This window comes from Marinococcus sp. LNHM4E3-1 (assembly GCF_056034405.1).
The window spans coordinates 156884-171404 of sequence record NZ_JBQLID010000004.1 but is presented as its reverse complement, the minus strand read 5'-3'; the positions used below and the strand labels follow the sequence as shown (position 1 = coordinate 171404).

Below are 14521 nucleotides of genomic sequence, written 5' to 3'. Positions count from 1 at the left end.
TATGCGCAAACATAGGAAGCCGATCGACTATGCGGCGAAAATGAACCGCAACAGGCGAAGGAAGAACTATCGTACAAGAAGCATGGTGGCTGCGGCCGCTTTACTCTTAGGCACAACAGTACCAACCTTTGGGAGCAGCGTGTCTGACTCCACCAAGGAAGGCATATCATCGTATATAAATACGCTCAGTAATCCTTTCGCGGCACAGACAGCGGAAGCTGCGGTTGCTGATGTCGGAGTATTTGAAAATAATGAATTGGACGCTGAACTCTCTGGAGATAATCAAAGCTTAAGCTTGAATTATACGGCAGACAATATTGCTGACGTAGAACTCCTGGAAAACGGAAGAGTAGCGTTTGCTTTTCCGGAGGAATTAGCCGGGCAATTAAATGAAGATAATATATCCAATCTTTCTGTAGACGGTGGATTATTGCAAGTGAGTTTGGGTTCCCCAAGCGCTGTCGTTGAAGGAAACAAAATCATTGTAGATTATACAGATTTGCTGAACGCTGAATTATTAAGTCTTCTGGATATAGGATTACTGGGAATAGATGAAATTCTTGATGATTTAGGGATCACTGACAGCCTTAATGTCAGCTTTGATCTTGCTTTTGACGAACCTTTAGAGCCCGGGACCTATCCTTTATCTGCAGCAGCTGTAGATACAGGTGATTTAGTTGAGTTAGATTTGCTGGAAATAAGTGACTCAGGAAACGCTGAAATCACAGTAGATGACGCTGAAGCAGAGGCTCCGCAAGCTCCGGGTCTTGATGATGTTGACAGTGACGATACTACTGTAACAGGCACGGGAGAGCCCGGTAACGACGTGACGGTTTCTGCGGACGATGTAGAGTTGGGTGAAACGACCGTAGATGATGACGGAAGCTGGAGCATTGATATTGAGCCGCAGGACGAAGGTACAGTGATCAGCGCTGTACAAACGAATGAGGACGGGGTAGAAAGTCCGGAAGAGACCGTAGAAGTTACGGCTGCGGATGATGGCGATGCTGATGTCGATGCAGACGTCATTTCCGATGCTTCAATGGGCAGCAGCTATTTGGAGGAAGAAGAAACGCTGAGCTTTAACTACGATGTGGATTACGTGGCTGAAGCAGCTCTGCTTGAAGATGGGTATTACCAGTTTGAGCTGCCGCCGGAACTTTTGGCAGAAGCAGATTACTCAGCAATTAATGTAACGGATGAAGATGGAAATGTCGTAGAGGTTAATCTGAATGATGAAAGTGGAGACGCATTTGTCAGCGGCGATTCCCTTTACGTTTCATCCTCAAGCCTTTTAGATCTTGATGTACTTGGCAGTGAGTCTATAAACGTTGAAGTAGTTTACAACGAACGGCCGGCAGCAGGAGATTATGACATTACCGGCTCGCAGCTCGATGGTGATCTGGCAGATGCTGAAGTGCTGGCAGACTCTGAAGCAACAACTTCCGTCAGCATCCCTGCAGAAGAAGCAGTACAGCCGGATGCTCCAGTTATCGATCCTGTGGACAGTGATGATGAGACAGTTACCGGAACCGGAGACCCTGGTAACGACGTAACGGTTTCTGCCGATGATGAAGAATTAGGGGAAACAACGGTAGATGAAGAAGGAAACTGGTCCCTCGATATTGATTCACAGGATGAAGGTACGGAAATTACTGCCGTACAAACTGATGACGATGGTAACACCAGCGATCCGGACAGTGTGACTGTAACAGCTGCTGATGAGGTAGACGAGGAAGCACCGCCTGCACCTGGCGTTGACCCAGTGGATAGTGATGATACTGAAGTTACAGGTGACGGGGAAGCAGGAGCAGAGGTTAATTTAACTGTTGATGGTGAAACTATTGGTACGGGTACGGTAAATGAAGATGGCACCTGGGCAGTAGATATTGATCCGCAGGAAGCAGGAACTGACATCACTGCTACCCAGACAGATGAAGCCGGAAATGAAAGTGATCCCGAGACGGTTACGGTCACAGCTGTTGATGAGGGTGACGGAGATGCCGATGGTGATGCGGACGCGGATGGCGACGCAGATGGCGACGCAGATGTTGACGTTGACGTCATCGAAGATGCGGCGATGACCGGTGCTTATGATGAAGCAGCTGACCCGGAAACATTGGATTTCGAGTATACAGTTGATTATGCAGCAGACCTTGGGCTGCTCGATGAAGATTATTACAGATTTGATCTTCCACCAGCGCTTCTCTCAGAAGCAGACATTCAGGAAATCATAATCAGTGCTGCAGGCGGAGACACTATTTCATTAGATCTCAATGATCAAGGCGAAAACGCTTTTGTCGAAGGTGACAGTATATTTGTATCGACAGAAAGTCTGTTAAACCTTGGGGTGCTTGGTGAAGAAAACGTTAATGTTTCCGTCGCTTATAACGAGCGTCCAGAAGCTGGTGATTATACTGTGAACGGGGCCCAGCTGGATGATGCTCTAGTAGATGCAGACGTTCTCGCAAATTCGGAAGCTTCCGTAGATGTAACCGTCCCAGCTCTTGATGACGGAGACGGAGACGCAGATGCTGATGGCGACGCCGATGGAGACGCGGATGCCGACGGAGATGCGGATGCCGATGGCGATGCGGATGCCGATGGCGATGCGGATGCTGATGGAGACGCGGATGCTGATGGAGACGCGGATGCTGATGGCGATGCGGATGCGGATGGCGATGCGGATGCGGATGGCGATGCGGATGCTGATGGCGATGCGGATGCGGATGGCGATGCGGATGCTGATGGCGATGCGGATGCCGATGGCGATGCGGATGCGGATGGCGATGCGGATGCGGATGGCGATGCGGATGCCGATGGAGACGCGGATGCTGACGGAGACGCAGATGCCGATGGAGACGCGGATGCCGATGGAGACGCGGATGCGGATGGCGATGCGGATGCCGATGGAGACGCGGACGCTGACGGAGACACAGATGCGGATGGAGATGCCGATGCGGATGGAGACGCGGATGCGGATGGAGACGCGGATGCCGATGGCGATGCAGATGCCGATGGAGACGCGGATGCCGATGGAGATGCGGATGCTGACGGAGATGCGGATGCGGATGGAGACGCGGACGCTGATGGAGACGCGGACGCTGATGGAGACGCGGACGCTGATGGAGATGCGGATGCGGATGGAGACGCGGACGCTGATGGAGATGCGGACGCTGATGCGGATGGAGACGCGGATGCCGATGGAGACGCGGATGCTGACGGAGATGCGGATGGAGACGCGGACGCTGATGGCGATGCGGATGCGGATGGAGACGCGGATGCTGACGGCGACGCGGATGCTGACGGAGATGCGGACGCTGATGGCGATGCGGATGCGGATGGAGACGCGGATGCTGACGGCGACGCGGATGCTGACGGCGACGCGGATGCTGACGGAGATGCGGACGCTGATGGCGATGCGGATGCGGATGGCGATGCGGATGCGGATGGAGACGCGGATGCTGATGGCGATGCAGATGCCGATGGAGACGCGGATGCGGATGGAGACGCGGATGCCGACGGAGATGCGGATGCCGATATGACTCTGGATGCTCCGTCTATTGATCCTGTAACAGACGAAAGTCAGTCAGTAAGCGGAAGTGGAACTCCAGGAGCAACAGTAATGCTCATGGCAGATGAAGAAATGATTGGCACTGGAACGATTAATCAAGACGGATCCTGGTCCGTTGCTATTACACCTCAGGCAGCAGGTACAGAAATTACAGCAGTGCTCGAGGACGAAGAAGGCAACGAAAGCGATCCAGAAACGATCACGGTACAGGATGCTTCTGACGAAGACAGCAGTGGAAGTGAAGAGGGTACGGATGATGATTCCAGCCAGGATGGTATGGGTGAAGGAAGCAGCGATGAAGATGGCGGTATGCTTCCAGTTACAGCAACAAATACCCTTACTATTGGTCTTGCCGGCGCAGCCGTGGCAGCTCTTGGTGTCGGGTTCCTTCTATTCACAAGAAGAAGACGTCACCAATAACTGATAAAAAGCAACATGAAAGAAGCCCCCTGTACTTTTTAGGGGGCTTTCCTTTCTATACTTAACGTCAAGAGGGGGAGCTTTCGATGAATAAAGAACAATGGAAGCATGCCATGCAGGATATAAGAACGTACCTTTCGAAGCAGGAAATCTTCATTCAGGAAACACATAATTCTTTTTACGAGACGGAAGCTTCTGTTCCTTTATTTTTAACCCTGGGTCATCGAAAACAGCGGGCGCGCGTATATCCCTTACACGGAAATACACTGGAGACCGCTTTAAAAAAAGTTCATCAAAAAGGGATGAGTGTCTTAAAGCAGCAGAATATTGAATGGGTGAAGGTGGACGTGCCTATCCGTCTGGAACGCTGTACATGGAACCAACTGCTCGATCTTTCTGCTGAGACCAAAAAAAACTATTTGCGCAAAGGTATCTCCTTTGATGATCAATTTCGCCTTGCGTTTCTGGAACAGGAAATTCATGCGAACGGTTTTCTTCACCAGACAGAAAGAGTAAGCGCTGACGAATGGAATATTAAAAACTTAAATCTCTATGCTAAAAATTATCGCGGTCAACGATATCCGATCCGCCCCAACCATATGCGTAATATAATCCTGTTTGACACCATCAGCTGTTTTTACGACTCGAATGAAGAGAAAATGTATGAGCTTGAAAGCGGCGGGGTCGACAATGGAAGAAGAAAGATAGATTATGTAGACCAGGAAACGGCACTCGATGTTGTTTCGCAAGCCTCCCGTTTTCTGCAGCAGCAGGTGAAACGGAACGGACGATTTGTCTATGGTTATTTTGCCGGCTTCCACAAGGAAATTAAATGGTATAATATTCTTCGTCACTGTAGCACACTGTATTCGATGCTTGAAGCGTATTCGTATACAAAAGATCACGATTTAAAGCTCAGCTGCGAACGGGCACTTCGTTATATGCTGCGTGAAGCTACTGTTACAGGCGAAACCAGCCGGGGAGAAAAATGTCTGTACGTTGTAGATAAAGAAAACTATGAAGAAATTAAGCTCGGAGCGAATGCTGCTGCCATACTTGCGATCACGAAATACAGCTCGGTCTGCGATAATGACACTTATATGGAAGAAGCGAGATGTCTGGCCAGGGGAATATGTGAAATGCAATTGGAGAGCGGCCAGTTTATACACGTGCTGCAAGGCGATGAGCTGTTAGAGAAAGAACGTTTTCGTATCGTGTATTATGACGGCGAGGCTGCTTTTGCACTCATGCGCCTGTACGCTCTTGACCCTGATGAACGTTGGATTCAGACAGTCGTCCGGGCATTTGATTATTTTATTGAAAACTGCCACTGGAAGCATCACGACCACTGGTTAAGCTATTGTACGGATGAACTGACCAAATACAGGCCGGAAGATAAATATTATCAGTTCGGACTGAAAAACGTAGAAAAAAAGCTGGACTTTATCTATCACCGCATTACGGCTTATCCAACCTTTCTGGAGCTGTTAATGGCAAGCTATCAAATGATAGAAAACATGAAAGCGCAGGGGAAGGAGTATCTGCTTGAAGGGTTTGATGAAGAAAAAGTATATCAAACTATTGAACGTCGGGCAGTACATCAATTAAATGGATTTTTCTATCCGGAGATTGCGATGTATTTCCGGAAGCCGGAAGCCATTCTTGGAGCCTTCTTTATCCGCCATCATTCCTTTCGGGTGCGGATCGATGACATTGAGCATAACATTTCCGGATACTTAAACTATGCGGAGCAGTATGCTCCTAGTGGCTTAATGAAAGTATAAGGAATAAAAAACGATCCTTCGCCCAAGGATCGTTTTTTCATGCAAGAGCGTCAGTGGCGGGTTACCCCCTGATACTTATTGCGGTAGCTGCGGGGAGTTGTCCCCGTCCATTTTTTAAATTGATAGGCAAAGTAACTTTGGCTTTGAAACCCGCTGTAGTGGGAGACATCTATGAGAGAATGATCGGAATGGGCGAGAAAATATTTGGCCCGTTTAATACGTTCATTCAGCAGATACTCCTGTAAGGTCTGTCCGGTCTCTTTTTTAAACAGGCCCGAAATGTAATTAGGGTGGCGACCACATTGTTCGGCAATGTCATTTAAAGTAACATTTTCGCAAATATTCATTTCGATGTAGCTGATAATCTGTCTTACTACCGGTGAATAGGAGTTAGCCAGCACATCTTTAATTTCACGTAAAAAGATAGAAACAATATCGATGGTTTCTTCTTTAAGCGTATAGGAGGAGTGTAAACGGGCACCGCTTTCAACTTCCTGAACGATCCGCTCACCAATTTTCATCATTTTACAGGCTTCCGCTCCAGCTTCAATGGAGGCACGCACCAACAGGGAAACTAGAATAATTAACGAATTTTTATTTGCCCGGCTCGTGCTGGTTCCCAATCTGTAAGGAGAATATGAATCAAATTCAGTTAACAGTGTAAAAGCACGTTCATCCCCCTTTTTTAAATGATAAAGGAATTCCCGCTCCAGTTCGTAAGGATAATGTACCGACAGCTCCTCTTCAAAAAATTCTGAACTATCTAAAGGAGGCTGCCATTCTTCTTCCTGCTTTTCTAGTGAAGAAACATTTGTTGGAGAAACAGTAAGTGAGAGAGACAAACTTTCCATTAAATAATTAATCTGCTGGCTGTTTCTTTTAGGAAGAGAAGAAAGGTGCCGGCGCCACTCTGTTTCCTGCTCCATAGGAAGCTGGTGCTTAATTAATAGGTTTCGTACAGAATGGGAAGAAAATTCTTCTGTAACAAACGGTCCTACAATGATGAAGCCTCCAGTAAAAGAAATCTGGGTGGCAATCAAATAACAGCGGTGGTATTCATCCTCATGAAAGAGAAAGCTTTTGTCCGCATGAAACGAGGCCCACACTGCAGTCTGCGTTACTGCTTTGTACAAACACGGCTTGTCGCTTGCTTCAACAGTGGGGACGCTGTGATATAAATAGCCATCAGCAAAGGCAAAAGAAGCGGGAAGCCCCGTAGTATGATAAAAAAGTGTAAGCTGATGAATAATTCTGTCCCTCTTGTCTTTCGAAATTTCCATACCTTCATTCCTCCCTGTGCCGCTTAATCATCCAAACTGTATGAATATAACGAAAAAAATGTTAAGAAAGTGAAAGTTTTTTCTGTTATACATAATAGAATGAACACAAGACTTATTAATCAAGAAAAGGCAGAGAGGAAAAGGAGCCTGTATATTATTGGGGTATATGTAGGCTCTTTTTCTTATATAATTGAATTATAGCAAAGTGGTATTAAGTAATCAATTTCTATTTATGGATAAAATATACAATTGTTATGAAGGAAATGACCAGAAAAGTATATTACTTTCCTGGTCATTTTATAGATTATTTATGATAATTGCCGGTTTTCCTGAAAATAAGAGTCAATCACTTCGAGTTCATCGTAAGGAACATGCTGATCGTTAATGACCTGGTAGCCACCGAAGCCGAGACCGGTAATGACGATAAGGTCGCCGTTTTCCGCCAGCGAGAGAGCCTTATGAATGCCGTCCTCCCGGTGTTTTCTTTTGTATATATTTTCTGCACCGGGATCGCTAAAACCAGAAGCAACGTCATCGACAATGCGCTGGCGGTTGTATGGGCCGGGGTGATCGACAGAAACGATGATATGATCTGCTTTTCCCTCTACAGCCGCTGCCATTTTCGGACGTTTGGCCGGGTCCCGGAGGCCGATTCCGGTAATCATGAGGATAAGCCTTTTATGAGGGAGGCTTTTAACTGTCTCCACCACCAGCTCCAATGCGTCAGGCGTATGGGCGTAATCGAGGATAATCTGCTTTCCTGGATAATCGGAGACAATCTGGAAACGCCCTTCCGCACCCTGAATATCTGGAAGCGAGCACAGAATTTCGGATACCGAATAGCCGGCAGCGAGACACGAACCTACCGCAGCCAGGGTATTGGAAATATTATATTCACCAAACACCGGAGCCCTTGCTAAGTAGGAGCGCCCCTGTACCGTCAGCAGAAAGCTTGATCCGCCTGTATCCGTGCGGATGTTGCTGGCCATAATATCTGCAGAGCGCCGGATGCCGTATGTCCAGACCGGGCCGTCGAACATGTTTAAAATGTCCTCGGCCATACCATCATCATCAAGATTCACCACGGCCTGGCGGGACTGCCTGAATAATTTTAATTTTGCCTGTTTATAGTTCTCCATCGTGCCGTGAAACTCCATATGCTCAGATACGAGATTAGTGTGAACGCCCACCTCGAATTCGAGGCCGTGCAGACGCTTTAAATCAATGGCAATAGAGGTCGCCTCCATTGCTACTGTGCGTGTCCCTTCTTCATAAAAGGAAGCGAAAATATCATGCAGATCGGCCGCTTCCGGTGTCGTCGGGGTGGTGGGCTTAAATGATTGCTTATTGTTTTTGGACCATACTCCAGCTGTTCCTATAATGCCCGCGGGCTCTCCTAAATTGTTCAGCATTGACCGTATATAAGCCGTAACAGTCGTTTTTCCGTTGGTCCCTGTTACGCCGAAAAGGTTCATTTTTTTGTGAATGTGGTGGTGCAGATGCGCTGCATAGTCAGCCATCGCTATTTTGCTGTCCTCCACGAGAACGAATGTGACGGCTGGAAATGAAGCAGCATAATGGGTGAGTGTATCGCGGTCGCTTCCTACGATGGTGGATGCACCGTTGCGGACAGCATCTGGAATAAACGTGTGGCCGTCCATGTTTTTGCCCGGTATCGAGACAAAGCAGCCATTTTCCTGGACTTTCCGGGAATCATAAGTGACATGAGTAATTGTCGATTCAACTGGGCCGAAAACGTCCTGAAAAGGCAGAGAAGTATCTTTTTTCCATATCCATTTCATTTAGTTGTATTTCTCCTTTCTGCTTGTAGTCACAACTACCGGGGCAGGAAGTATGTGTGATACCCCATTCCCTATCAAATGGAGAATTAATCCTTGTTTCCTAAATACATGTTTTCCTATGATAGGATAAAAGATACATCACATTTAAAAAAATAATTGAAAACGGGAAAGAAGGGACAAATTGCATCGCAAAAAATATAAATTGCAGACGAAAATTGGAGTCCTGGTATTCCTGCTTGTATTGATGGTTATCGTTTTAGCGAACAGTGTCTATGCCTGGAATGAATTCCGTCAGGAAACCAATGATGCCAGGCAGCTTGCCCTGCAGACCAGTCGATCTGTGGCGGGATTCCCGGCAGTGGAAGATGCTTTCGAGAATGGGGAAGGACAGGAAGCTGAGGTTATCAGTGAACAGATACGAACGCAGGTGGATGCAGACCGGGTATACATAATTAACAGAAATAACGAAGTTATTGCAGGGGATGGCAACGAGCTTGATCCTGATTCTGGGGATGCGTATACAGCTTTAGTATTCGGCGGAAGCTATGTGAGAGAGGCTGACACTGGGAATGAAGAAATAATTAGAAGTCATGCGCCTGTTTCGATCGACTACGGAGATTATACTTCAGTAGAAGGGGCTGCTGTTGTTGAATATTCTAAAGCTGCTATTGGGGCAGATGTATGGAAACAGACAGGTCGGACATCTGCCATTTCACTAATTGTTCTGTTGATTGGAGCTGTTTGTACCATATTGCTCTCTAAAAGTATCCGCTCAGATACGCTGGGACTCGAGCCTTACCAGATTGCTGATCTATACCGGGACCGGGCGGCCATTATCGGCTCTGTACATGAAGGGATTATTGCGGTAGATAATAATGACCGGGTGACGATGATTAATAAAGCTGCGGAAGAGCTCCTGCAGCTTCCACGAAACCGAGAAGGACTTTTAATTGACGAAGTGCTCCCCTATTCCCGGGAGAAGAAATTGCTAAAGAGCCGTTCCATAATTCGAAACGAAGAAATAATAACGGCTTCGAAAGCCTTAATTGTAAATGAAAGTCCAATCGCCCAATATGGACAGAGGGTGGGAAGAGTGTTCACATTCCGGGACAAAACGGAGATGAAGCAGATGATAGAAGCGTTCTCTGATGTAAAAAAATATTCTGATGACCTGAGAGCTCAATCCCACGAATTTACGAATAAGCTTTACGCGTTAATGGGTCTGCTGCAACTTGGCTATTATACAGAAGCAGAACAAATGCTGATGGATGAATCCAACACTCAGCAAAAACATACGAAGATGGTGATGGACCAGATCCATGATGAAAAGCTTCAGGCTGTACTCCTCGGAAAAGCAGCTGCTGCTTCAGAGAAAAAGACCGATTTTTTTATTGATCCTGAATCCTTCTTATCTATTATGCCAAAGCATGTCACTTTAACTTCATTAATTATTATTGCCGGGAATTTAATCGATAACGCGATTGAAGCAGTGAATGCTCAAAAGCAACGGGAGGTAAGCTTTTTCGTAACGGATATTGGGAAAGATATTGTAATGGAGATAAGAGATAATGGGCCTGGGATGCCTGAGGATCTTCAAACAGATTTTTTCCAGCAGGGTGCTTCTTCGAAAGGAGAGGGCCGAGGCTATGGCTTGGCAAATGTTAAAGATGAAGTCGATGAATTGGGCGGAATGATTGAAGTATATTCAAATCCGGGGGAGGGCACAATTATAAGTGTGTTTATTCCTAAAGAAAGAAATAAGGAGGGGTTGCGCGATGCGTAAGGCGTTAATCGTGGAGGATGATTACCGTATAGGCATGCTGCATGAAAAATATTTAGAAAATATTAATGGTATAGAATCCGCGGGTCACGCCCTGAATGCGAAGGAAATGTGGACGCTGCTTCAGGAAAAGCAAGCTGATGTGCTGCTGCTTGACATATATCTGCCGGATAGTATGGGAATACATCTACTTGAAGATCTTCGTCATTTTTATCCTGATATAGACATCATTATTATTACCGCAGCTACGGACAGGGAATATCTGGAGAAGTCTTTGCGCGGGGGTGTTGTTAATTATTTGATTAAGCCTGTAACCATTGAAAAATTTGAACAGACAATAAAGAATTACTTATCGAAAAAAGAAACCCTCGATGCTGTACAAAATGTGGATCAACAATTCATTGATGATTATATGTCACAGCCGGATGAATCAAAACCTACTGTAGACAAACGAAAGCTTCCCACCGGTATCGACTATTTGACACTTGAAAGGATAGAAAAGGTTTTGAGCGAAGCCTGTGGTGGACTTACTGCAGAACAGGCGGCTAATAGAATAGGTGCTTCCAGAACTACAGCGAGAAGATATTTAGAATTTATGATTTCCGAAGGAGAAGCAGAAGCCCGCTTGGAGTATGGAATTGTAGGGCGACCGGAACGGCACTATTATGAAATTTAAAAGAGTTCATCTAAGAGCTCTTTTTTTGTGCACAAAATGAACAAAAAGCACCAAAAAAATTAAAATTGAATAATTTTGAAAACGATTACAATTTACAGAAAAATCTTTAAGATTGTCAATAATATAACGAAATGCGTTAGGAGGGGAACCATTGAAAAGAATACTGCTGTTATTTTTATCTGTTGCGTTTATTAGTGGATGTTCTTCAGAGCAGTCCCAGGGCGAAGAAAGCGATTATCCGCCAGATTTAATTGAATTTGTGGCTCCGGCTACCCCGGGAGGCGGCTGGGATCTGACTGCCCGTTCGATGCAGAGATCCTTAAATAACAACGAATTAGTTGAAGCTGATATTAATGTTGTGAATAAACCCGGCGGCGGGGGAGAGGTAGGGTTTCAATACTTAAATAACAGAGACAGCAATACTCTGGCTGTCAATTCAAGTCTTTTATTTACAAATAATGCATTGGGGCTGAGTGAGCTGTCCCAGGAAGATTTTACGCCGCTGGCTATTTTAGCTACTGAGTGGCAGTCAATCGCGGTTGGCCCGGACTCTGATTATCAAAATTTAGAATCTGTGATGGAGCAGCTGAAAAAAGATCCGGAGTCATTAAAAATAGGAGTAGCTCCAGGGCTTGGAAACGATGATCATCTTTCATTTATACAAGCGGCTCAGGAATATGGTATAGACCCATCGAAGCTGGACTTTTTAGTTTATGAAAGTGGCGGGGAAGTAGTTACTGCCTTACTTGGAGGTCATATCGATGTCGCGACGATGTCTGTATCCGAGGCGAGTGAACAATATAAGGCGGACCGGCTCGACATTGTCGGGGTTTCTTCAGAAGAGCGTCTGGATGAATTGCCTGAAGTACCAACGTTCGAAGAACAGGGTGTAGATCTGGTCTTCCCTCACTGGCGTGGAGTGATGGGCCCACCTGATATGACAGAAGAGGAAATTGCTTATTGGGATGAACGTTTGCAACAGATGGTCGAAACAGAGGAATGGCAGACTATCCTTGAAAACAACCAGTGGGACGATTACTACATGGATGCGGAAGAAACAGATCAATTCATGGATGAGCAGGAGCAGACATATGAGGAACTGCTGACGAATGCTGGTTTGACAGAATAGAAAGAGGTGTTTTACATGACATTGGTTAAACTATCACTGCCGGCAGTATTTGTATTAACGGCAGTAGTTTTTATCATTGCGACATTAAATTTGGCGCAGGCTCAGCTTGGAAATGCTTTTGGTCCGCATTATTTTCCGATGGGTGTATCTGTACTACTTCTCATATTGAGTGTTTTTTATTTAATTCGTTCCTATAAAGAGCGTCATCAGGAGCACAAAGAAGACGCAGATATAGAGGCAATAGCCCGTGGCCGGACTCCATATATTATTGGGGGGACATTGATTTTCGGGGTAATGTATGCGCTTATATTCGATTTTGCGGGTTATATTATTGCAACTTTACTGTATTTGGGAGTGCTTATGTTCATTATTAACGGTAAATCCAAATGGTTAATCAATATACTTACAACACTTATTTTCACTTTTATGTCCTGGTACATTTTTGCTGAATTGCTTAATATCAGTCTGCCATAACGAACAGGGGGAAGAAAAATGGATTACGGATATTTTATAGACGGTCTAATGAATGCAATAACTCCCCTTAATTTGCTTTTTGTCTTTTTAGGAGGGCTTCTAGGTACAATTGTAGGGATGCTTCCCGGACTGGGGCCAGCTACAGGTGTAGCGGTGCTGATACCGGTTACCTTCGGAATGGAACCGATCAGTGCTATGATTTTATTAATTGCCATTTATTACGGAGCTATGTATGGGGGCTCGAGGAGTTCCATTTTATTAAACACACCCGGAGACGCCTCGGCGATTGCCGCCTCATTTGACGGTTACCCGATGGCTAAAAACGGTCAGGCCGGGCAAGCCTTAGCAATAGCTACGATAGCTTCCCTGGTGGGGGGGACCGTGGCTGTTGTGGGCTTTACTTTCCTGGCAGGGCCGCTGGCTGATTTTGCTATACGCTTCGGTCCGGCCGAATACTTTTTATTGATGCTCTTTACACTTTCAGCTATTGTCTCACTCTCGAGGGGAGATATGCTGAAGGGATTTATTTCTATGTTATTCGGATTAGTACTGAGTACGATCGGGGTAGACGCACAAAGCAGTGTTTATCGTTTCACAATGGGTCTGCCCCAGTTAACTGAAGGCATTGATTTTCTCATTGTTATCATCGGTATTTACGCTGTCGGAGAAGTATTGTATAACTTTATTGCCATTAATCGACCTCCGGAAAAGAAAAACAAGGTGGAAAGCCTGTGGTTTACCAAAGAACAGTGGAAGGCTTCCAAAATGCCAATCATTCGAAGCGCTCCGCTAGGTTTTTTAATTGGGATATTGCCTGGGGCAGGTGGATCTATTGCTTCGATGCTTGGTTATACTACTGAACGGCAGTTATCTAAAACTCCAGAAAGATTCGGACAGGGAACGGCTGAAGGTGTAGCTGCGCCAGAGTCAGCAAACAACAGTGCTTCGGTAGGTGCCTTGATTCCATTATTAAGTATGGGGATACCGGGCTCCGGGACCACAGCTGTTTTATTAGGGGCTTTGGTTATGCTGGGTATTCAGCCCGGTCCATTGTTGTTTGAAAGTGAACCAACAACCATTTGGACATTGATTAACAGCATGTTTATTGGAAATCTATTTTTAGTTGTTATTAATATCCTGCTGGTAGGTCTTTTAATTAAAGTACTGGATACGCCGTCGCACATTCTTTATCCATTAATACTAATGCTCGGGTTTGTCGGTGCATATACGCTCAGTTACAGTACCATCGATTTCTATATTTTATTAGCTTTTGGGGTGCTCGGTTTAGCATTTAAACTGCTGCGTTTCCCGATCGCCCCATTGATCTTGGCTTTAATCGTTGGACATGATATGGAACAAAATTTCCGCAAAAGTTTAATTATGTCTGATGGCAGTGCTTCGGTATTCTTTGCTTCTCCTATAAGTGTTGTGTTGATAATTATGATCATTTTATCCATAAGTGTTCCATTCATACTGACTGCGATCAAAAAAAGAAAATCAGAGCAGGCGTAGTTTGACTAAAAGGCACGGGCTGGAAGAAGCCCAGTGCCTTTTTTTATCATATGCTACAATGCAAGTATTATGATGATAAGGAGAAAAAAG

9 protein-coding genes are annotated in these 14521 nt (G+C 45.7%); 7 read left to right on the top strand and 2 right to left on the bottom strand.

From position 1 onward, the window contains the following. The first annotated feature begins 1 nt into the window (after position 1). Positions 2–3994 carry an Ig-like domain-containing protein gene (locus tag ACTRXI_RS05985; protein WP_474261546.1) on the top strand — a complete coding sequence of 1331 codons (3993 nt, stop codon included), beginning with the start codon at positions 2–4 and terminating at the stop codon, positions 3992–3994. Between the two features lie 86 nt (positions 3995–4080). After that, positions 4081–5778 carry a hypothetical protein gene (locus ACTRXI_RS05980; protein ID WP_474261545.1) on the top strand — a complete coding sequence of 566 codons (1698 nt, stop codon included), beginning with the start codon at positions 4081–4083 and terminating at the stop codon, positions 5776–5778. A 50-nt stretch (positions 5779–5828) separates the two neighbouring features. On the opposite strand, the gene ACTRXI_RS05975 is transcribed toward ACTRXI_RS05980, so the two are convergent. Further along, entirely contained in the window at positions 5829–7058 is a 1230-nt protein-coding gene (locus tag ACTRXI_RS05975; RefSeq protein ID WP_474261544.1) for an AraC family transcriptional regulator, read from the bottom strand. A 308-nt stretch (positions 7059–7366) separates the two neighbouring features. Next, positions 7367–8860, bottom strand: a complete 1494-nt coding sequence (locus tag ACTRXI_RS05970; RefSeq protein WP_474261543.1) for a UDP-N-acetylmuramoyl-L-alanyl-D-glutamate--2,6-diaminopimelate ligase — start codon at positions 8858–8860, stop codon at positions 7367–7369. Positions 8861–9041: 181 nt separating this feature from the next. On the opposite strand from ACTRXI_RS05970, the gene ACTRXI_RS05965 reads away from it, so the two are divergent. From ACTRXI_RS05965 to ACTRXI_RS05945, 5 genes are all read left to right on the top strand, one after another. After that, positions 9042–10643, top strand: coding sequence for a sensor histidine kinase (locus ACTRXI_RS05965; RefSeq protein WP_474261542.1), 1602 nt, complete (start codon positions 9042–9044; stop codon positions 10641–10643). Beyond that, positions 10636–11316, top strand: coding sequence for a response regulator (locus ACTRXI_RS05960; protein WP_474261541.1), 681 nt, complete (start codon positions 10636–10638; stop codon positions 11314–11316). The genes ACTRXI_RS05965 and ACTRXI_RS05960 overlap by 8 nt, the downstream gene beginning before the upstream one ends. Before the next feature lie 151 nt (positions 11317–11467). Further along, entirely contained in the window at positions 11468–12445 is a 978-nt protein-coding gene (locus ACTRXI_RS05955; RefSeq protein WP_474261540.1) for a tripartite tricarboxylate transporter substrate binding protein, read from the top strand. Positions 12446–12460: 15 nt separating this feature from the next. Continuing rightward, a complete protein-coding gene (locus tag ACTRXI_RS05950; protein ID WP_474261539.1) occupies positions 12461–12919 on the top strand; it encodes a tripartite tricarboxylate transporter TctB family protein in 459 nt (152 codons plus the stop codon). A gap of 18 nt (positions 12920–12937) precedes the next feature. Beyond that, a complete protein-coding gene (locus tag ACTRXI_RS05945; RefSeq protein ID WP_474261538.1) occupies positions 12938–14431 on the top strand; it encodes a tripartite tricarboxylate transporter permease in 1494 nt (497 codons plus the stop codon). Positions 14432–14521: the final 90 nt, after the last annotated feature.

What these genes read in the sequence shown, in the direction of transcription:
- ACTRXI_RS05975 (WP_474261544.1), bottom strand. Translation starts at nt 7,058, where the DNA reads ATGGAAATTTCGAAAGACAAGAGGGACAGAATTATTCATCAGCTTACA.
- ACTRXI_RS05960 (WP_474261541.1), top strand. Translation starts at nt 10,636, where the DNA reads ATGCGTAAGGCGTTAATCGTGGAGGATGATTACCGTATAGGCATGCTG.
- ACTRXI_RS05945 (WP_474261538.1), top strand. Translation starts at nt 12,938, where the DNA reads ATGGATTACGGATATTTTATAGACGGTCTAATGAATGCAATAACTCCC.
- ACTRXI_RS05970 (WP_474261543.1), bottom strand. Translation starts at nt 8,860, where the DNA reads ATGAAATGGATATGGAAAAAAGATACTTCTCTGCCTTTTCAGGACGTT.
- ACTRXI_RS05950 (WP_474261539.1), top strand. Translation starts at nt 12,461, where the DNA reads ATGACATTGGTTAAACTATCACTGCCGGCAGTATTTGTATTAACGGCA.
- ACTRXI_RS05985 (WP_474261546.1), top strand. Translation starts at nt 2, where the DNA reads ATGCGCAAACATAGGAAGCCGATCGACTATGCGGCGAAAATGAACCGC.
- ACTRXI_RS05980 (WP_474261545.1), top strand. Translation starts at nt 4,081, where the DNA reads ATGAATAAAGAACAATGGAAGCATGCCATGCAGGATATAAGAACGTAC.